The sequence below is a fragment of the Mycobacterium sp. ABE4_509 genome (assembly GCF_056160785.1).
In genome coordinates, this window is the sequence record NZ_JBSWXU010000112.1 from 1 (window position 1) to 18,555 (window position 18,555).

The 18,555-nt window shown below is 70.3% G+C and carries 18 protein-coding genes and 1 pseudogene; 11 read left to right on the forward strand and 8 right to left on the reverse strand.

The annotated features are described in order from the left end of the window. The 3 genes from ACXAID_RS20510 to ACXAID_RS20520 all read left to right on the forward strand — a co-directional run. On the forward strand, nt 1-887 hold an 887-nt coding region (locus tag ACXAID_RS20510; protein ID WP_475024047.1), incomplete at its 5' end, for a DUF58 domain-containing protein. Continuing rightward, nucleotides 884-1,372 (forward strand): hypothetical protein, encoded by a 489-nt coding sequence (locus ACXAID_RS20515; RefSeq protein ID WP_475024048.1) that lies wholly within the window; start codon nt 884-886, stop codon nt 1,370-1,372. The genes ACXAID_RS20510 and ACXAID_RS20515, both read left to right, overlap by 4 nt. An 11-nt stretch (nt 1,373-1,383) precedes the next feature. After that, the gene (locus tag ACXAID_RS20520; protein ID WP_475024049.1) at nt 1,384-2,679 is read left to right on the forward strand and encodes an APC family permease; all 1,296 of its coding nucleotides are present in this window, start codon (nt 1,384-1,386) and stop codon (nt 2,677-2,679) included. A gap of 26 nt (nt 2,680-2,705) precedes the next feature. Here the strand turns inward: ACXAID_RS20520 and ACXAID_RS20525 are convergent, their stop codons facing one another. Continuing rightward, nucleotides 2,706-3,008, reverse strand: coding sequence for an Rv3488 family transcriptional regulator (locus ACXAID_RS20525; RefSeq protein ID WP_475024050.1), 303 nt, complete (start codon nt 3,006-3,008; stop codon nt 2,706-2,708). A 162-nt stretch (nt 3,009-3,170) separates the two neighbouring features. Between ACXAID_RS20525 and ACXAID_RS20530 the strand changes: the two genes are divergently transcribed. After that, the gene (locus tag ACXAID_RS20530) at nt 3,171-4,154 is read left to right on the forward strand and encodes a phosphate ABC transporter substrate-binding protein PstS family protein (RefSeq protein ID WP_475024051.1); all 984 of its coding nucleotides are present in this window, start codon (nt 3,171-3,173) and stop codon (nt 4,152-4,154) included. On the opposite strand, the gene ACXAID_RS20535 is transcribed toward ACXAID_RS20530, so the two are convergent. Continuing rightward, nucleotides 4,151-6,247 carry a M13 family metallopeptidase gene (locus tag ACXAID_RS20535; RefSeq protein WP_475024052.1) on the reverse strand — a complete coding sequence of 699 codons (2,097 nt, stop codon included), beginning with the start codon at nt 6,245-6,247 and terminating at the stop codon, nt 4,151-4,153. The two genes, ACXAID_RS20530 and ACXAID_RS20535, sit on opposite strands and share 4 nt — an antisense overlap. Nucleotides 6,248-6,287: 40 nt before the next feature. Here ACXAID_RS20535 and ACXAID_RS20540 point away from each other — a divergent pair, with 40 nt between their 5' ends. Then, nucleotides 6,288-6,890: a hypothetical protein gene (locus tag ACXAID_RS20540; protein ID WP_475024053.1), complete on the forward strand. Its 603-nt coding sequence runs from the start codon at nt 6,288-6,290 to the stop codon at nt 6,888-6,890. Beyond that, nucleotides 6,887-7,576: a hypothetical protein gene (locus ACXAID_RS20545; protein WP_475024054.1), complete on the forward strand. Its 690-nt coding sequence runs from the start codon at nt 6,887-6,889 to the stop codon at nt 7,574-7,576. Before ACXAID_RS20540 ends, ACXAID_RS20545 begins: the two co-directional genes overlap by 4 nt. Nucleotides 7,577-7,580: 4 nt before the next feature. Here ACXAID_RS20545 and ACXAID_RS20550 read toward each other — a convergent pair whose 3' ends face one another. The 3 genes from ACXAID_RS20550 to ACXAID_RS20560 are packed head-to-tail and all read right to left on the reverse strand — an operon-like array spanning nt 7,581 to nt 11,727. Next, a complete protein-coding gene (locus tag ACXAID_RS20550) occupies nt 7,581-8,258 on the reverse strand; it encodes an alpha/beta fold hydrolase (protein WP_475024055.1) in 678 nt (225 codons plus the stop codon). Next, nucleotides 8,255-8,785, reverse strand: coding sequence for an XRE family transcriptional regulator (locus tag ACXAID_RS20555; RefSeq protein ID WP_475024056.1), 531 nt, complete (start codon nt 8,783-8,785; stop codon nt 8,255-8,257). The genes ACXAID_RS20550 and ACXAID_RS20555 overlap by 4 nt, the downstream gene beginning before the upstream one ends. Further along, nucleotides 8,782-11,727 (reverse strand): MMPL family transporter, encoded by a 2,946-nt coding sequence (locus tag ACXAID_RS20560; protein ID WP_475024057.1) that lies wholly within the window; start codon nt 11,725-11,727, stop codon nt 8,782-8,784. Before ACXAID_RS20560 ends, ACXAID_RS20555 begins: the two co-directional genes overlap by 4 nt. A gap of 271 nt (nt 11,728-11,998) precedes the next feature. Here ACXAID_RS20560 and ACXAID_RS20565 point away from each other — a divergent pair, with 271 nt between their 5' ends. From ACXAID_RS20565 to ACXAID_RS20580, 4 genes are all read left to right on the forward strand, one after another. Further along, entirely contained in the window at nt 11,999-12,532 is a 534-nt protein-coding gene (locus tag ACXAID_RS20565; RefSeq protein ID WP_475024058.1) for a hemophore, read from the forward strand. A gap of 141 nt (nt 12,533-12,673) precedes the next feature. Further along, nucleotides 12,674-13,072, forward strand: coding sequence for a hemophore-related protein (locus ACXAID_RS20570; RefSeq protein ID WP_475024059.1), 399 nt, complete (start codon nt 12,674-12,676; stop codon nt 13,070-13,072). A 5-nt stretch (nt 13,073-13,077) separates the two neighbouring features. Beyond that, the gene (locus ACXAID_RS20575; protein ID WP_475024060.1) at nt 13,078-13,824 is read left to right on the forward strand and encodes a response regulator transcription factor; all 747 of its coding nucleotides are present in this window, start codon (nt 13,078-13,080) and stop codon (nt 13,822-13,824) included. Between the two features lie 16 nt (nt 13,825-13,840). Next, on the forward strand, nt 13,841-15,208 hold the full coding sequence (locus ACXAID_RS20580) for a sensor histidine kinase (protein WP_475024061.1): 1,368 nt from the start codon (nt 13,841-13,843) through the stop codon (nt 15,206-15,208). On the opposite strand, the gene ACXAID_RS20585 is transcribed toward ACXAID_RS20580, so the two are convergent. Both ACXAID_RS20585 and ACXAID_RS20590 read right to left on the reverse strand, forming a co-directional pair. Further along, a complete protein-coding gene (locus tag ACXAID_RS20585) occupies nt 15,190-15,576 on the reverse strand; it encodes a DUF3054 domain-containing protein (protein ID WP_475024062.1) in 387 nt (128 codons plus the stop codon). The genes ACXAID_RS20580 and ACXAID_RS20585 overlap by 19 nt on opposite strands. 48 nt (nt 15,577-15,624) lie before the next feature. Beyond that, on the reverse strand, nt 15,625-16,776 hold the full coding sequence (locus ACXAID_RS20590) for a lysylphosphatidylglycerol synthase transmembrane domain-containing protein (protein WP_475024063.1): 1,152 nt from the start codon (nt 16,774-16,776) through the stop codon (nt 15,625-15,627). 76 nt (nt 16,777-16,852) lie between these two features. On the opposite strand from ACXAID_RS20590, the gene ACXAID_RS20595 reads away from it, so the two are divergent. After that, nucleotides 16,853-18,010, forward strand: coding sequence for an AI-2E family transporter (locus tag ACXAID_RS20595; protein WP_475024064.1), 1,158 nt, complete (start codon nt 16,853-16,855; stop codon nt 18,008-18,010). A 21-nt stretch (nt 18,011-18,031) separates the two neighbouring features. Here the strand turns inward: ACXAID_RS20595 and ACXAID_RS20600 are convergent. Further along, a pseudogene (locus ACXAID_RS20600) lies at nt 18,032-18,555 on the reverse strand (hypothetical protein); the annotation flags it as partial.

Here is an 18,555-nt window from a genome sequence, read left to right on the forward strand (position 1 = left end):
CCGTCGAGGTGCGCGCGCCGCGCTGGGGGCGCTACCCGATCCGCGCCCAGGTGCAGGTGTCCGGTCGGGGCGGCCTGCTGGAGGGCAGCGGCGTCGTCGACGCCGCCGAGGTGTGTGTGTTTCCGCTGGCGCCGCCGCAGAGCACGGCGATTCCCAGGACCGATCTGCTCGACCGGCTCGGCACCCACCTGACCCGCCACCACGGGCCCGGCGTGGAATACGCTGACATCCGGCCCTACGTCCCCGGCGATCTGCTCCGCTCGGTCAACTGGCCGGTCAGCGCACGCCGCGGCGCACTGCACGTCACCGAGCGGCTGACCGACCGCGCCGCCGACGTGGTGGTGCTGCTCGACGGTTATCCGCAGCCGCCGGGCCCGGCCACCGCGGCGACCGAGCGCACCGCACGGGGGGCGGCCCAGGTGGTGCAGAGCGCGCTGCGCCACGGTGACCGCGCCGGCCTCGTGGTTCTCGGAGACCGCGGTATCCGCTGGCTCGGCGCCGACATCGGGCAGCGGCAGTTCTACCGGATCCTGGACACCATGCTCGGAGCGGCCACGATCTCCGAGACCGGGACGGGGACGCTCACCCCGCGCCCGGCGGTACCGTCCGGCGCGATCGTCGTCGCGTTCTCCACCCTGCTGGACACCGAGTTCGCGCTGGCGCTGATCGACCTGCGCAGGCGCGGACACCCGGTGGTCGCGGTGGACGTGTTGGAGGGCAGCCCGCTGGAGGGCGAGCGCGATCCGCTGGTGGACCGGATGTGGACGATGCAGCGGTCGTTCATGTACCGCGACATGGCGACCGTGGGAGTCGACGTCATCGGGTGGCCCGCCGAGGTGACCCTGGATCAGGCGCTGGCCCTGGTACCCGACCGGAGGCGCGGGTGAGCGCGCTCGGCAGGGCGTTGCTGCCCATGGCGTACGGATTGTTGATGGTCGGCGCCACCGCCTACGGAGCCCACGGGCTCGCCACCGTCGCCGCCGGGACTGCGGTGGTCGCGGTCCTCGTCTCGGTGTGGTGGCCTCCGGCCGCCACCGGTGCCGTCCTGCTCGGGGTGCTGACGGTCGTGCTCGCCGAGCCGGCACCGGTCTACACGGCGCTGGCCGGACTGGCCGCCGCGGCGTATCTGGTGGCGCAGCAGGGTGTTCCGACGCCGGCCACCGCGACGTTCGCGGTGGCGTTCGCTGCAGCGGCGACCGCGGCGGTGGCGCTACCCGTCACGGTGCGGTGGCTGCCGCTACTGGCGCCGCTGGTGCTGCTGGCCGCCTACGTCTCGGCGCTGTGGCCTTTCGTCACCGGCGTCCGCCTGCGGCCGCAGACGGCACCCGCCGAGTCGTCGGCTGATATCGACAACCGATATCGCTTCCCGTAAGTTTGGCTGCCGTGGGAGACGACCGCGGACCCGTCGGCAGCGCACCGCACGACGAACTGCGCCGCAGTCTCGGCGTTCTCGACGCGGTGGTGATCGGGCTCGGGTCGATGATCGGAGCCGGGATCTTCGCAGCGCTGGCGCCGGCCGCGCACGCAGCCGGCGCCGGCCTGTTGATCGGGTTGGCCATCGCGGCTGTCGTCGCCTACTGCAACGCGACGTCGTCGGCGCGGCTGGCGGCGCTCTACCCGGCCTCCGGCGGCACCTACGTCTACGGGCGCCACCGGCTCGGCGAGTTCTGGGGCTATCTCGCCGGATGGGGTTTCGTGGTCGGCAAGACCGCATCGTGTGCGGCGATGGCGCTGACGGTCGGGGCCTACGCGTGGCCGGAGCACGCCCATGCGATCGCAGTCGCCGCCGTCGTGGCTCTGACCGGGGTCAACTACTTCGGGGTGCAGAAGTCGGCGTGGCTGACCCGGGGAATCGTCGCGGTGGTGCTGGCGGTGCTGGCCGCGGTCGTGGTCGCCGCGCTGAGATCCGGGCACGCCGGCTTCGGTGAGCTCGCCGACGGGCCGGGCTCGTCACCGGGTGGTGTCCTGCAGGCCGCGGGCCTGCTGTTCTTCGCCTTCGCCGGATACGCCCGCATCGCGACGCTCGGGGAGGAGGTCCGCGAACCCGCCCGGACGATTCCGCGGGCCATCCTGATCGCCCTGGGAATCACGCTGGCCGTGTACGCGGTGGTGTCGGTGGCCGTGCTCAGCGTGCTGGGGCCCGAGCGGCTCGCCACCTCGGCGGCCCCGCTGGTCGATGCGGTGCGGGTGGGCGGACACGATTGGCTGGCCCCGGTGGTCGGCGTGGGCGCGGTGGTCGCCGCGCTGGGCTCACTTATGGCGTTGATCCTCGGCGTCTCCCGAACGACGCTGGCGATGGCGCGCGACCGCTACCTGCCGCATGCGCTGGCCGGCGTGCACCCGCGGTTCCAGGTTCCGCATCGGGCGGAGCTGGCGGTCGGAGTCGCGGTGGCTGTGCTCGCCGCCACGGCCGATCTGCGTTCCGCGATCGGGTTCTCCTCGTTCGCGGTGCTGGTGTATTACGCGATCGCCAACGCCTCGGCGCTGACGCTGAGCTCCGATGAGGGCCGGCCGCCGCTGTCGGTGCCGATCGTGGGTGTGGTCGGCTGCGTGGTGCTGGCGTTCGCGCTACCGCTGCCCTCCGTGGTCGCCGGGGCGACGGTGCTGGCGATCGGCGCGCTCTGGTATGTGCTGCGGCGGCTGGTCGCCGGGCCTGTCGATCGGTCGCCGGTCCGGTGACCGAACGGTGCCCGGTCGGGGCGAACTCAGGGCTGGTCGCCGAGCACTTCGCGAGCGAGTTCGGCCAATGCCTTTCGGTCCTGGGCCAGGGCGCGCTTGCCTTCCCGGGTAGCGCGGTAGAGGCGGCGGGTCCGACCGTCGACCACGCGTTGGCGCGAGATCAGCAGCCCCTCGGCTTCCAGCCGGTGCAGCGTCGGGTACAACGTTCCCGGGCTGATGGCGTAACCGTGATTCCCGAGCTCGGCGGTCAGCCAGGCGCCGTGAACCTCGTGCTCGGCTGCGTGATGCAAGATGTGCACTCGAACTGCGCCGCGTTGGAACTCTCGCATGCCCGGTGCCCAGCCTCCTCTTGCCTATCCGATATCGGTTACAGAACTCCAGTGTACCGCCGTGACCGGTTCCGGCACCGCAACGTTGAATCCGCCTCGCGGCCAATAACAATTGTCTTCAGCCACATCTCGACAGTGAAACCGAAACCCAGGGAGATTCCGATGGATAAACGAGCGCGCACGATGACCCACACCGGCCTGCTGTACCTCGGCGCCGCGGTCCTACTGGCCGCATGCGGTGGCAGCCCGGAGCCGGGATCCGGCCAACCCGACGGCGGCCCAGAGCTTTCCGGCGAGGTGATCGTCGACGGCTCGAGCACTGTCGCGCCGCTGTCCGAGGCGCTCGCCGAGCGATTCCACGAGCAGAGCCCCGGTGTGCAGGTGTCGGTGGGCACGTCGGGTACCGGCGGGGGTTTCGAGAAATTCTGCCGGGGCGAAACCGCGATCTCCGACGCCTCGCGCCGGATCTCCCCCGAGGAGAAGCAGATCTGTGCGCGGAACGGCATCACCTGGGAAGAGATCACCGTGGCCAACGACGCGCTTTCGGTCGCGGTGAACCTCAACAACCCGGTGTCATGTGTGTCGACCGAACAGCTCGCCGCGATCTTCGGCCCGCAGGCCTCCGCGACCGACTGGAACCAGGTGCCCGATCTCGACGCCGAGTTCGATGCGCCACTGGTGATCTTCAGCCCGGGCGCCGATTCAGGGACGTTCGACTACTTCACCGAGGCGGTCAACGGCGAGGAGGGAGCGCAGCGCACCGAGGGGGTCGACATCGTCGGCGAGGATGACAACGCGACCGTCGTCGGGGTGGCGGGATCGCCCGGCGGCATCGGCTACTTCGGGTACTCCTTCTTCCAGGAGAACCAGTTCCGGCTCAAGGCGCTGCAGATCCGCAACGACGCCGGCGAATGCGTAGCCCCCGGCCCCACCGCGACGCAGAACGGCTCCTACAACCCGCTGGGCCGCCAACTCCACCTCTACGCGTCGGACCAGGCGATGAAGCGGCCCGAGGTCGAGGCGTTCGTCACCTTCTACCTCGACAACGTCAACGACATCGCCCCCGAAGTCGGCTTCATCCCGCTGACCGGCGAGCAGCTCGAGCAGTCCAAGCAGAAACTCGCCGGCCAGACCGGGGCGCGCTAATTCCAGATGTGCACGCGCTGATCCGGCGCGAGATACAACTCGTCGGATTCGCTGACATCGAACGCCTCGTAGAACGCGTCCATGTTGCGGATCACGCCGTTGCAGCGGAACTCCGGCGGTGAGTGCGGGTCCACCGCCAGCCGCCGGACCGCCTCCGCCTCACGGGATTTGGTGCGCCACACCTGCGCCCACCCGAAGAAGACCCGCTGCTCGCCGGTCAGACCGTCGATCACCGGTGCGGGTTCGCCCCGCAGCGACAGCCGATAGGCGAGCAGAGCGATGGACAGCCCACCGAGATCGCCGATGTTCTCGCCGACGGTGAACGCACCGTTCACATGGTGGCCGTCGGTCAGCTCGCGCGGCACGAACTGCTCGTACTGTTCGATCAGCGCCTTGGTGCGCACGCTGAACTCGGCGCGGTCGTCATCGGTCCACCAGTCGACCAGGTTTCCGTCGCCGTCGTACTTGGCGCCCTGATCGTCGAAGCCGTGCCCGATCTCGTGGCCGATCACCGCGCCGATGCCGCCGTAGTTGGCGGCGTCGTCGGCGTCGGGGTCGAAGAACGGGGGCTGCAGGATCGCCGCCGGGAAGACGATCTCGTTCATCCCGGGGTTGTAGTAGGCGTTGACGGTCTGCGGAGTCATGAACCACTCGTCGCGGTCGACCGGGCCACCCAACTTGGCCAGTTCGCGGTCGTACTCCAACGCGTAGCCCCGCAGGTAGTTGCCGTACAGGTCGTCGCGGGCGATCACCAGCGCCGAGTAGTCCCGCCACTTCTTCGGGTAGCCGATCTTCGGGGTGAACTTGTCGAGCTTGACCAGTGCCTTCGCCCGGGTCTGCGGCGTCATCCAGTCCAGCGTGTCGATGCTGACCCGGTAGGCCTCGCGCAGGTTGGCGACCAGCTCGTCCATCCGGGCCTTGGACTGCGGCGGGAAGTGACGCTCGACATAGAGCCGGCCCAGCGCGTCACCCATCAGGTTCTCCACCAACGACACCCCGCGCTTCCACCGTTCCCGGATCTGCTCGGTGCCCGAGAGCAGCCGTCCGTAGAACGCGAAGTCCTCGGCGACCAGTTCGTCGGGCAGCAGGGATGCCCGCGCGTGGATCAGCCGCCAGCGCAGCCAGTTCTTCCAGACCTCGAGGCCCTCGCCCGCCCAGAGCGCGGCGAACCCGGTCAGGTAGTCGGGCTGGCGCACCACCAACTCGGCCGTCTGCTCGGCGGAGGTGGCGCCCAGAGCGGTGAACCAGCCCGCCCAGTCGAAGCCGGGGGCCTCCTCGGCCAGCGCCGCGAAGGTGCGCAGGTTGTAGGTCAGGTCGGCGTCGCGCCGCTTGACGACGTCCCAGTGCGCGGCGGCGATCTTGGTCTCGAGTGCGACGATCGACGCGGCGGTGTCGGCGTGGTCGTCGCTCGAGCCGCCGAAGACCAGCGCGAACATCGCGGCGATGTGCTGCGGGTAGGCCGCCAGGACCGCGGCGTGCTGCTCATCGCGGAAGTACGACTCGTCGGGCAGCCCGATACCGGACTGGCTCAGGTGCAGCAGGTAGCGGCTGGAATTCTTGGAGTCGGTGTCGACGTACAGACCGGTGCCACCACCGATGCCGGTGCGCTGAAGCGAACCCAGCAGCGCGGCCAGCGCATCGGCGCTGTCGGCGGCCTCGACGGCGGCCAGCTCCCGCAGCAGCGGGGCCAGGCCCCGGTCGCGCACGGTCTGCTCGTCCATGAAGCTCGCGTACAGGTCCCCGATGCGCTGCTCGTCGCCGCCTGATGTCGCCGCCGCCGCGGCTCCGGTGCCTGATGTCGCCGCCGCCGCGGCTCCGGTGCCTGATGTCGCCGCCGCCGCGGCTCCGGTGCCTGATGTGGCCGCCGCCGCGGCTGCATCGGTGATCAGATCGCGGATCTGCTCCTCGGCGCGGTCGTAGAGGGTGCGGAAAGCGCCGTCGGTGGCCCGGTCGGCCGGAATCCGATAGTCGGCCAGCCAGCGACCGTTCACGTGGCCGAAGAGGTCATCCTGCGGTCGCGCCGAGTCGTCGACGTAGCGCAGGTCGATTCCGGAGATGAGATTCGACTTGTCAGATGTAGCTTCTACCGTCACCCCGACATTCTTCCAGAAACGTCCCGGTACCCTCACGCGCATGCCCGACGACGAGCAGGATCACCCCGCCGGACCCGACCAGGATCCGAGGCCCGGCCCCGTGTTCTCCGGCTACGGAATCGCCTCGGCAGCGCTGGGGTTCGTCGCCGTCGTCGCGGCCGTCCTGGCCGTGCTGATCTGGACGCAGCACCGTGCGCAGGAGGAGGAACTGGACTACCGCGCGCGGGCGATGCAGGCGGCCGCCGAGTGGACCGGCGTGCTGATCAACATGTCCGCCGCCGGCGTCGACCAGGATCTGGCCACCCTGCACGAGGGCACCGTCGGCCAGCTCAACGTCGACTTCGAGTCCACCGTGGCGCCCTTCCGCCGGCTCGTGCAGACGCTCGACTCGCGCACCACCGGGCTGGTCGACTCGGTCGCGATCGAGACCATCCACCACGACCGGCCCGGGGCGCCGTCACCGGAACCCGGCGATGACATGACCGGGCTGGCCGAACGCACCGACACGGTGATGGTGGTGGCCACGTCGGTCAGCGAGAACGCCGGCAGCGAACAGCCGCAGACCGTGCGCTGGACACTGCGGCTGGACGTCTCCGAAGTCGACGGCCGGATGCTGATCTCGCGGCTGGAGCCGATCCGATGAGGAACCGGCTGCGGGTCGCGCTGTTCGACGTGCTGGCACCCGTCGCGGTCGTCGCGGCCCTGATCTACCTGGGCGTGGCGTTGGGGTGGCCGCTGTGGTGGGTGTCGGTGTGCTCGGTGCTGTGTGTGCTGGTGGTCGAGGCGGTGGCGGTCAACGCCGTGCTGGCCCGCCGCGACAAGGTCACCGTCGGCACCGACGACGACGGGCCGGGGCTACGGCTGGCGGTCACCGCGACGGCAACGGCAGCACTGGTCGCCGCGGCCGTCGCCGGCTACCTGCAGTGGACGCTGCCCGAGCGGGCCATGCAGACCGACACCGAGGAGGTGACCGGCATCGCCAGCAGTGTGGCCGAGGCCTCGGCCACCTTCACACCGCAGAACCCCACCGGGTCGATCGACCGGGCGGTCAGCATGATGTCCGGCGATGCCGCCGAACGCTTCCGCACCGAGTTCGCACAGGTCGCCGAGGATCTGGCGGGGCGCAACGTCTCGGCGCAGGCCAGCACCGTCTCGGCGGGGGTGGAGGCGATCGGGCCCCGGGCCGCGAGCGTGGCCGTCATCCTGCGCGGCACCCAGAACAGACCGGGGGAGCCGCCGGACACCGCGGTGCTCGCGCTGCGGGTGGCCCTGTCGAAGGCCGATGGTCGCTGGGTGGTCGAGGACGTCTCGCCGATCCATTCCCGCTAGCCCCTCAGGCGCCGGCGAGCAGGCTCTCGACGAGCTCTTCTGGATGGCTCAGCGCCGCCAGGTGACCGCCCGTGATCACCTCGACATCGCAGCCGAGCCGCTCCCGGGTGACCCGGCGCTGGAACTCCAGCGGGAACAGGCGGTCGTCACGCCCGGCCAGGACCCGGGTCGGCACGTCAGGCCAGTCCGGCAGCGGCCAGGGCCCGGAGAACGGGGTCTCGGACTGGGTGGGCTCGGGATGGCGCTCCGCCTCGGCACGGACCTCGCCGGGTACGTCGTGGAAGAAGTCCTCGACGAAATCGAAGTCCTCGCGACCCAGACCGATCTCGCGGAAGTAGGCCACCTGGGCGGCCTGCTGCCCGGTGGCGGCCCACCAGCGCCCCGGAGACTCGCCCGGCGCCGGGATCATCGGGTTCAGCAGCACCAGCGCCGCCGTCGGCAGCCGCTCGGCGACGATCGGGGCGGTCAGCGCCCCCATCGACTGGCCGACCACGGTCAGCGGGCCCTCGGCGTCCAGCACGGCGTTCGACGCGATGTCGGCATAGCTGATCAGGTCGGCGTCGTCATCGTCGGCGGGCAGCTCGACCGCCACCGCCGGATGGCCGCGCTGCTCGAGCAGCGGCACCACCCGGTGCCAGTACCAGGCACTGCCACCCGCCCCGGGAATCAGCAGGAACGTCACGAGTTGGCGCGTTGGGCGCGCATCCGGGCGAACCGGTCGGACAACCGGCCCATCCGGATCATCAGCGACGCCGGCGGGCTGACACTGCCCTGCAGGTACGCGGCGAAATCCTCGGGGGGAACCCCGATGCGCGACGCGAACTCCTGTTCACCCAGCCCGGAGCGCTCCAGCAGCAGATGCACATGCTTGGCGACCTCGGCGCATTCGTTGGCCTCGAGGTGCTCGCGGGTGCGCACCAGCACCTCCGACATCGCCCGCGACACCCCGTAGGGCTGGGCCGTCTCGAGAACCTCCTCGACCTGACGCGCGGTCCTGCCGAAGGGGTCGCGTTTGATCGCCACCACGATCCGCTGCCAGACGGTCATGTCGTCGTTCTCCAGCGCGGAGCGGATCGCCGCGGTGGGCCAGAACTCCACCGGCCGGTCGTCGGCCGCCGTCCCGGCGGTCTCGGCCGCGGAGTCGTGGTCGGGGTTGGGTCCCCGCACTTCGCCATGCGTCTCGGGGGTCTTGGACAAGTTCGGGGTCACCTCGCCTCCTCCAGCATCGCCACCGCGACGGTCAGACACCGCTGCCTGATCCGCGCCCACTCCGCCTCGGTGTCGGCCCCCGAGAGATCGGGGCCGTCGGACGGCTGCGGGTCGGCCAGGCGGCGCACCAGCTGGGTGGCCACCCAGTGGGCGTTGGCCCGGTGCCCGTCGGGGGCGCCCGCCAGCTGTCTGCCCGCCGGTTGTCCAGCGTAGTACCGGTCCATGCCGGTGAGCACTTCCGCAGCGGTGCGCGTGTCCATCGCATCGACGAGGTCGGCGAACTCGTGGTAGTCACCGGCGCCGTTGCGCTCCATGATCAGGTAGCTCTTGAGCCGCAGCGTCTCGGCGCCGGTGGGGATCTGCAGGCGGTCCCCGGTGGGCAGCAGCACGTTGGTCGTCTCCATCGGGCCGGTGCGCTGCAACACCGGTTCGCCGCCGTCCGGCCCGCCGGCGGCGACGGCGAGCGCATCGAGGGCGACGTCCAGACGCCCCCGCCACATCGTCACCGGGTGCTTGGGCAGCGTGACCGCGACGGTCTTGCCGTGGGCCCGGTTACCGACCGCCACCAGGGTCCGCCGCTGGACCAGCCGGCCGCCCATCGACTTGGCGCACGGCTGACAACCGCTGAACGCCAGCGGGTCGGCCACGGTGATCGCCTGGGGGGCCAGGGTTTTCAGTTTGGCGGCCGACTTCACCACGGTGCGCAGGTCAGCCCCCGACGGGGCGAGCGCGGAGATGTCGTCGGGAATGATCACCAGATCGCCGATGTCGGCCTTGGGCAGCGGCTTCTCGAAGTCCACCGAGGGCAGGATCCGGTCCAGCCAGCGCGGCAGCCACCAGTTCCATTCGTCGAACATCGCCATCAGCGCCGGGACCAGCACCAGCCGGACCACCGTGGCGTCCACCGCGATCGCCACCGCCGAAGCGACACCGAGCTGGGCCACCAGCGGCATGCCGGCGAACGCGAAGCCGATGAACACCGCGATCATGATCAGCGCTGCGCTGGTGATCGTGCGCGCGCTGGTGGACACGCCGTAGGCGACGGCGTCGCGGGTGTTGCCGGTCTGCAGGAACCGTTCCCTGATCCGGGTCAGCAGGAAGATCTCGTAATCCATCGACAGGCCGAAGGTCAGCGCCAGCACCAGCGGCGGGATCGTGCTGTCCAGCGACGAGATCTGCTTGAAGCCCAGGTCTTCGAGCCAGCCCCACTGGAACACGACCACCAGGCTGCCGTAGGCGGCTGCCACCGACAGCACCGTCATCAGCACGCCCTTGAGTGCCAGGAACACCGACCGGATCGAGATCAGCAGCATCAGGAACGCGATCATCGCGACGAACCCGAACACCAGCGGCTGCGTCTGCGCGACGCGGTCGTCGAAGTCCTTGATCAGTGCGGTCGGACCGCCGACGTTCACCCGTGCCGCGTCACCGGCCACCGGGGGCAGTTCGGCGCGCATCCAGTCGACGGTGTCGCGGGCGGCCATCTCCTCGGGGTCGACCGACAGCACCGCCGACAGCAGCGCGCTGCGGTAGTCGTTGCCGAACACCGGCGGGCTCACCGACACCGTGTTGGGTGCCTCGGTCATCTTCTGGCGCAGCTCATCGAGCAACGGCTCCTTGGCGGGGGCCGACGCCGCGTTGCCGTCCGGGAACGTCACCAGCACCCGGACCGGTCCGAGCGCGCCCGGGCCCAACGCCTCGGCCGCGGCATTCACCCCGCCCCGGATCTCGTGGGTGGGGTCGAACTGCCGCTGCATGCTGTTGCCCAGCAGCATCGAGAACGCCGGGGTCGCCAGCGTCAGCAGCAGAGCGGCCGCGGCCAGCGCCGACAGCCAGGGCCGCCGCATCACCGACCCGGTCCAGCGGGTCCAGAACCGCGACTGGGTGGCCTCCACCTGCCGTCCCCAGCGCAGGTAGGACGATCGTTTCGCGGCCGCGCGGCCGAACGTCGCCAGCACCGCCGGGGTCAGCGTCGTCGACGTCAGCACCGCGATGGCGACGGCGAGGATCGCCCCGGTGGCCATCGACTGCAGCACCGGCGTGTTGATCAGGTAGATACCGGTGACCGACGCGATCACCGTCAGGCCCGACAGCACCACCGCCAGGCCCGAGGTCGCCATCGCGGCGTCGGCTGCGTCGTCCGGTTCGCGGCCGGCGCGCAACTCCTCACGGAACCGCATCAGGATGAACAGCGTGTAGTCGATCGCGACGGCGATGCCGAACATCGACACGGTCGAGGTCACGAACACCGACATCGTCATGTACATGGACAGGACGAAGACGACGCCCATCGTCACCACGACGGTGCAGATTCCCACCAGCAGCGGCATCGCCGCTGCGGCCAGCGAGCCGAACACTGCCAGCAGAATGATCAGGACGATCGGCAGGTTCCACTTCTCGGCCTGCGCGATGTCGTGCTTGGTGGCCTCGCTGGCCGCCGCGCCCAGCGCGCCCTGCCCTATGACGTAGAGGCGCACCTTGCCGTTGTCCATCTCACCGGGTTCGTCCCCGTCGATGCCGACCCGCTCCCGCAGTTGCTTGGCGACGTCGACCGCGCCGGTGTTCTCGAAGTCCAGCGACAGCGTGACGACGTAGGGGCGGTCGGGTTGCGGCGGGGGCTGTTGGGGATTGGGCAGCACGGTGACGCTGGGCACCTCGGCGGCCACCCGCTCCAGGAATGCCACCGCCTCGTTCATGTCGTCGAACGACGCATCCGGCCGCGGTGCGGCCACCAGCGCCAACGGCGACGCGCCCTGGTCGGGGAACTGCGCCTCGAGCTGTTGCTGGACGTAGAGTGACTGCGAACCCTCGACCTCGAAGCCGCCACCGGTGAGGTTGCCGGATTCGTTGACGCCGAGGTACACCGCGGGCACGAGGAGCAGCAGCCAGACCGTGAATACCGCCCAGCGGAACCTGCGCAGGTTGCTGCTCACGCGCATCATGAACTGCTGGATGGGATCTCCCCACCTTTCTCCCCGGGCTCTGTAGCGAGAGCGTACAGCAGCTTGCGGTAGCCTCACCGCCCCTCGAGCGACCGGTTAGAGACTCTTAATCGTGCTGCCATCTGTGCAGCTGGAGCGCCCGGTTGGGCGTCGCGGCGGTGCCGATGGCAGGATGTGCGGGGAAGTAGTCAGCGTCGGGGACCCTTTGCTAGTGAATCGCAGCAAGTCTGTGTACCGCTCGTGGATGTGCGCAGGCTGTTAGGAGTTCGTGATGCCCGCCAGTCTCAGCACAGCCAAGCGTTCCGTGGTGGCCACCGCCCTGGCGGCGGTTGCCTCCGGCGGTGTGGGCGTGATGATGCTCACCGGACCGGCGACGCCCCCGGTGTCGGCCGCACCCGACTCCTGCGCGGCCAGCGAGGTCGCCAAGACGGTGGCCATGGTCGCCACCCACACCGCCAACTATCTCGACGCCAACCCCGAGGCCGATCAGACCCTCACCGCGATCTCCCAACAGCAGAGCGGACCGGAGTCGGTCGCGGAGCTGAAGACCTACTTCGACGCCAACCCGCAGGTCGCCGGCGACCTGCAGCGGCTGCAGCAGCCGCTGGTGGCGCTGTCGGGCCGGTGCAAGCTACCGGTGACCCTGCCGCAGGTCCTCGGCCTCGTTCAGGCCGCTCAGCAGGGCCGGCTGCAGGACGCGACGCCGGAACCACCGACCACCGGCACGGCCCCGCGGCAGCAACCCGTCTCCAACACCGGTGCCGGGCAGCGTCCCGGCCCCGCGCCGGTGCCGAAGACGTCGTGAACCGGCGCCGGCGAGTTCTCACCGTCGGTTAACCGCTTGACGGGAAAGTGGGCAGAGGTTCTGCTTAGCTTTCTAGGATGGTCCTGACCGGAGACCGCCACGGGTCCGGTCCTGCCTAACTCTTGATGAAGGAGCCCCCAAATGTTGTTCTCGGCCCCTACGGTCCGGCGCGCGGTTGCGAGTGCTCTGGGCGCAGGCGCATTCGGTGCGGCGCTGTTCGCTGTCCTGCCGACCGCGTCCGCGCAGCCCGCCCCGCCCCCGCCGCCGAACTGCACCGCCGCTGACTTCTCCGGGGTGGCCTCCGGTGTGTCGGCCGCGTCGTCGGCGTACCTGTTCACCCATCCCGACGTGAACAACTTCTTCACCAGCCTGCACGGTCTGCCGCCCGAGGAAATCCATCCCATGGTCGTGGACTACATGGAAGCCCATCCGCAGGAGCGCGACGAGCTGACCGCGATCCGGCAGCCGCTGATCGACATCAGGGATCGCTGTGGGTTCGCCTTCACCGCCCGGGGTGGCGATCCCGAGCTGCCCGAATAGGGCCGGTGCGCGACAGGGTGGACGCTCCGCCCGCTCGTGGGGGTGAGCTGTCCGCCCAGGACGGCGCGGGTCGGACGGTGCTGATGGTTGACGACGACCCGGATGTCCGGACCTCGGTTGCCCGGGGGCTGCGACATTCGGGCTTCGACGTGCGGGTGGCGGCGACCGGGCGGGAAGCGTTGCGGCTGCTGTCCAGTGAGACGCACGACGCGCTGGTGCTGGACGTGCAGATGCCCGAGCTGGACGGGGTGGCCGTGGTGACCGCGCTGCGGGCGCTGGGCAACGACATCCCGATCTGTGTGCTCTCGGCCCGCGACACCGTCAACGACCGGATCGCCGGCCTGGAAGCAGGCGCCGACGACTACCTGACCAAACCGTTCGACCTCGGTGAACTGGTGGCCCGGCTGCATGCGCTGCTGCGCCGGGCGCACCATTCCGATCCGTCGTCGGACACGTTGACCGTCGGATCGCTGACCATCGACACCGCCCGGCGGCTGGTGTTCGTCGCCGGTGAACGCGTCGAGCTCACCAAGCGTGAGTTCGACCTGCTCGCCGCCCTCGCCGAGAACGCGGGTGTGGTGCTCAGCAGACAGCGGCTGCTGGAGTTGGTGTGGGGGTACGACTTCGACGTCGACACCAACGTCGCCGACGTGTTCGTCTCCTACCTGCGCCGCAAGCTCGAGCGGGACGGGTTGCCGCGGGTGATCCACACCGTGCGCGGCATCGGGTACGTGCTGCGGGAAGAGCCGTAGGGCGCCGGATCAGGTCGTGAAAGGTCCGAGACTCCCGCGGTTCCTGCGGTCGGCGTCGCTGCGCACGCGGGTCGCCATCGCGTCGGCCGCCGCCGCGGCGGCCGTCGTCGCGGCGTTCACGATCCTCACCTCCGTCGTGCTCGCCAGCAACGATGCGGTGCAGCTGGACCGTCGGCTCGACGCGATCGTCGACGCCAGCATGTTTCCCGAAGAACTGTCCGACCCCCGGCGCGGGGTGCTGACCACCGGCCGGGACCGCACCTCGGGCCAGGTGGTCTTCCAGCGCGGATTCCAGCTTCCCCCGTTGCCGCCGGGCACCGAGACCGCCGTGGTCAACGGTGTCGAGTACCGGGTGCGCACGGTGCCGGTGGAGCAGGACGGCGGGCTGCTGATGTCCATCGGGGTGCGCGCCGACAGCATTCTGCTCAACCGGGCCCGGATTCCGCTGTACATCGCGGTCGGGGTGGTGACGGTGCTCATCGCCGCGGTGCTGGGATGGCTGCTCGCCGGCCCGGCCATCCGGCCGCTGCGCAAGCTCACCGAACACACCAAACAACTGGGCAAGGGCGCCGAGGACATCCCGGCGGTCCACGGTGTGCGCGAGGCCGAGGACCTCTCCGAAGCGATGAGCGCGATGCTGAGCCGGCTGGCGGCCGCTCAGCGGGCCACCACCAACTCGTTGCAGGCGGCCCAGGATTTCGCCGCGAACGCCGCCCACGAACTGCGCACCCCGCTGACCGCGATGCGCGCCGACCTGGACACGCTGCGGATCCACAACCTGCCCGAGGACGAACGCGACGAGGTGGTGGCCGACCTGTCCCGTGCGCAGCGGCGGGTGGAGGGCATCATCACCGCGCTCGGCCAGCTTGCGTCCGGCCAGCTGGCCCAGGCCGAGGACCGTGAGGTGATCGACCTGACCGACATGCTGGACCGGGTGGCGCGGGAGAACATGCGCGGCGAGACCGACGAGCAGATCGACGTGGAGTTCGACGACGAGCTGGGCACCGTGCTGGGCTGGCCCAGCGGGTTGCGGCTGGCGGTCGACAACCTGGTGCGCAACGCGGTCACCCACGGCCAGGCCAGCCGTGTGGTGCTGTCCGCACACCGCAGCGACGGGGTGGTGACCATCGTCGTCGACGACAACGGCCGCGGGCTGCCCGCCGACGAACACCAGACCGTGCTCGGCCGGTTCTCCCGCGGCAGCAACGCCGCGCCCGGCGGGTCCGGGCTGGGCCTGGCGCTGGTGGCGCAGCAGGCGAAGCTGCACGGCGGAACCATCGAACTGTCCGACGGGCCGCTCGGCGGGTTGCGGGCCACCCTCACCATCTCGACCGCCGCCGAGCCGGCCTACCCGGCCGAGGCGACCTACGAAACCGAGCTGTGACCCCGCCGGCTGAGCAGCCGGGTGCCGGCTCGCCAGCCCAGCAGCAGGGCCGCAGTGGTCAGTGAGGCCACCACGATGAAGCTCGTCGCGGTTCCCTGACCGGTCGCCTTGCGCAGAATCATGCCGACCACGACGGTGGCGATCCAGACCGCGACGCCGGTCGGGGCCAACGCCGTCGGGCGCCGCCAGGCCCGCGCGGCGAGCCAGCCGACGCCGGTACCGAAGAGGAACGGCCACGCGGTCTCGGCGATCCCGGCGATCGACAGCCCCTCGGCGTGGCTGCGCCGCCCGATGGTGCAGAACACCACGACGCAGAGGGCGTCGGCGGCCAGGGCCTTCAGGGCGGTCGATCGGTCAGCGCTGGGCATAGGTCATCACATCGTCGTCGAGGGGGGCATGCGGGGGTGAACCTTTCGCTACTGGCCTGGCGGATGAGGCGCCTCGGGGTCGGGACTGAACTGCAACGGGAGTTGTTGTTGGGTGCCGGGCAGCGGTGACGCCGCCCCGTTGGCGTTGTCCGGGTCGAAGTCCTTCTCGGTGCGGAACATGATCAGGAACACCACCCAGCCGATCGCGGCGATGAAGATCCAGCTGATCAGACGGTAGATCAACATCGCCGAGATCGCCGAGGCCAGCGACATCCCGCTGGACACCAGGCCGGGCACCAGCACCGCCTCGACCACCAGCAGCCCGCCCGGCATCAGCGGGATCGAGCCGACCGCACGGGCCGCCGCGTAGGCGACGGTGACTCCGGTGACCGACGGATGCCCACCGGTGGCGTAGCAGGCGAACAGCAGGCAGCCGACGTCGGCGATCCAGTTGAACAGCGACCAGCTGAACGCCTCCCCGAGGTCACGCCGGCCGAGCTGCACCGATTCCAGCTGCGCGAGCATCGCCCGCCACTTGGCCAGACCGGTGTCCGAGGCCTTGCCGCGCACCGAGTTGAACCAGGTCAGCACCCGCACGCCGATGCCGTCCATCAACTCCGGCCGACTCGCCACGGCCTGCGCCAACAGGACCAAGGCGATGAATCCGCCGAGCGAGAAGATCAGCGACAGCGGGTTCTTGCTCGCGCCGAGCAGGAACGCACCGCCCAGGCCGAGCAGGGCCAGGCCGATCACCTGCAGGGCACCCGACATGACCAGCTGCCAGGACGCCACCACGGGGGAGGCCCCCCACATCCGCTGTTGGCGGTAGAGGAACGTCGCCGACAACACCGGGCCGCCCGGCATCGTCGTGGACAGCGCGTTGCCGGCGTAGAACGCCGCTTCGGACCGCCACTGGTGCACCCGGACACCGGCCGAGCGCAGCAGGGTGCGCTGGATCTGCGCGAAGCTGTGCATCGACGCCATCGCCGCGACAATCGCGGCCAGCACCCACATCCAGTTGGCCGAGTACAGGCTCTTCCACGCCTTGGCGAGCTGGTCGTGCACCAGCGCCAACTCGACGGTCAGCACGATCAGTGCCAGGGCGATCAGCGCCCAGCGCAACCACCAGTACTTGCCGCGGCTGCGCTCCGGGGAGGCATCCCCGGGGCCCAGCCCGCTCACGGCAGCGTCGTCTGACACGCAGTAAGCGTAAAGCGTGGGTCAACGAAATCCGCAGATCCGAGGGCCAAACCGGCGTGGCCGCTACGCTACCGGAATGTCAGCCGGTCCGTCCTTTGACACCTTCGCCGACCAGTCGGTGACCCCGCTGGTCCGCAAGACCGCTGCGTGGGCCTGGCGGTTGCTGGTCATTTTCGGGGCCGTGGTGGCGCTGGGCTGGCTGATGCTGCGGATGGAGATCCTCGTCGTCCCGGTCGCGTTGGCCACCATCGTGGCGGCGTTGCTGATGCCGGTGGTGGATTTCCTCGACCGTCGGGGCGCGCCGCGCGGCGGAGCTGTCGCGTTGGTGTTGTTGACCGGCTTCGCGGTGTTCGGCGGCCTGCTCGCCTTCGTCATCACCCAGTTCGTCGACGGCGCACCGGCATTGGTCGGGCAGGTCTCGACCAGCATCGAAGGTGTCGGAACCTGGCTGACCGACGGCCCGCTGCACGTCAGCGACGTGCAGATCAACCAGTTCCGGGACTCCGCGCTCGAGGCGCTGCGCAGCAATCAGGAGCGGTTGACCAGCGGGGCGGTGTCGACCGCGGCCACATTCACCGAGATCGTCACCGGCGCCCTGCTGATGCTGTTCACGCTGATCTTCCTGCTGCACGGCGGCCGGAACATCTTCACGTTCGTGACCCAGGCCGTTCCGGTGGGAGTGCGGTCGCGGGTCCGCAACGCCGGACGCGCCGGGTTCCACACCCTGATCGGCTACGTCCGGGCAACGTTCCTGGTCGCGGCGGTCGACGCGATCGGCATCGGGGTCGGTCTGGCGATCATGGGTGTCCCGCTGGCCCTGCCGCTGGCCTCGCTGGTGTTCATGGGCGCATTCGTCCCGCTGGTCGGGGCGGTGGTGACCGGGTTCCTGGCCGTCATCGTCGCGCTGATCGCCAAGGGCTGGATCTACGCACTGATCACGCTGGGCCTCATCATCGCCGTGCAGCAGCTCGAGGGCCACGTGTTGCAGCCGCTGGTGATGGGCCGGGCGGTGTCGATCCACCCGCTGGCCATCGTGCTGGCGATCGCCGGCGGGGCCGTGATCGCCGGCATCGTCGGGGCGTTGCTGGCCGTGCCGGTGCTGGCGTTCCTCAACAGCGCGGTGCGGGTCCTGCTCGCCGACGATCCGGCCGCCGAGGAGGCGGCCCTGGAAGCCGAGGAAGGCCCGGTGATCGAGGCGGAACCCGACGACGTCGAGGACGCCGAGGCCCGCTGACGATCGCCAGGCGCCGGTGTCCTAGAGCCTGCCCTCGCGGCGCAGCAGCTCCTGGGCGCTGACCCCGCCGGCGCCGCCACGACGCTGACGATCCTCCTCGGCGCGGGTGTTGAGCTTCTCCGTCGCGGCCTCGGCATCGGCCTGCCGCGCCGTGGGGATCGCCCGGGTCTCTTCGGCGGAGTCGTCGTCCTGGGGCCGCGGCGCCCGCTGGGCGGGGATGGCGGTGGTGGGTTCGTTGCCCGGGGACACGCCGTGCGCCGCACCCTGCGAACCGGGATCCTGCATCGCCCGCGTCGGTTCGGCCGACGGCGCTTTCGGTGGCGGCGCCGGCGCGGCACCGGTGCCCCGCAGGTCCCCGAGCCACGACTCGATCTCGCGGTCCTCGCGTTTGGGTGCCGGCGGGGTGGTGGGCCGCTGGGTGCGCTGGGTGGCCGCGGTGGCGTTGTTGACGACGCTGCGGACCGCGTCCTTGGCGATCGACAGCCGGGTGGTCTGGGGTTCGTCGGCGGGTTGCGGCGGCGGCGCGCTCGGCAACCGGGTGGGGC

Coding starts and splice junctions, on each gene's coding strand:
- ACXAID_RS20525 (WP_475024050.1), bottom strand. CDS start 3,008: ATGCGAGAGTTCCAACGCGGCGCAGTTCGAGTGCACATCTTGCATCAC.
- ACXAID_RS20530 (WP_475024051.1), top strand. CDS start 3,171: ATGGATAAACGAGCGCGCACGATGACCCACACCGGCCTGCTGTACCTC.
- ACXAID_RS20540 (WP_475024053.1), top strand. CDS start 6,288: ATGCCCGACGACGAGCAGGATCACCCCGCCGGACCCGACCAGGATCCG.
- ACXAID_RS20545 (WP_475024054.1), top strand. CDS start 6,887: ATGAGGAACCGGCTGCGGGTCGCGCTGTTCGACGTGCTGGCACCCGTC.
- ACXAID_RS20560 (WP_475024057.1), bottom strand. CDS start 11,727: ATGATGCGCGTGAGCAGCAACCTGCGCAGGTTCCGCTGGGCGGTATTC.
- ACXAID_RS20565 (WP_475024058.1), top strand. CDS start 11,999: ATGCCCGCCAGTCTCAGCACAGCCAAGCGTTCCGTGGTGGCCACCGCC.
- ACXAID_RS20570 (WP_475024059.1), top strand. CDS start 12,674: ATGTTGTTCTCGGCCCCTACGGTCCGGCGCGCGGTTGCGAGTGCTCTG.
- ACXAID_RS20585 (WP_475024062.1), bottom strand. CDS start 15,576: ATGCCCAGCGCTGACCGATCGACCGCCCTGAAGGCCCTGGCCGCCGAC.
- ACXAID_RS20595 (WP_475024064.1), top strand. CDS start 16,853: ATGTCAGCCGGTCCGTCCTTTGACACCTTCGCCGACCAGTCGGTGACC.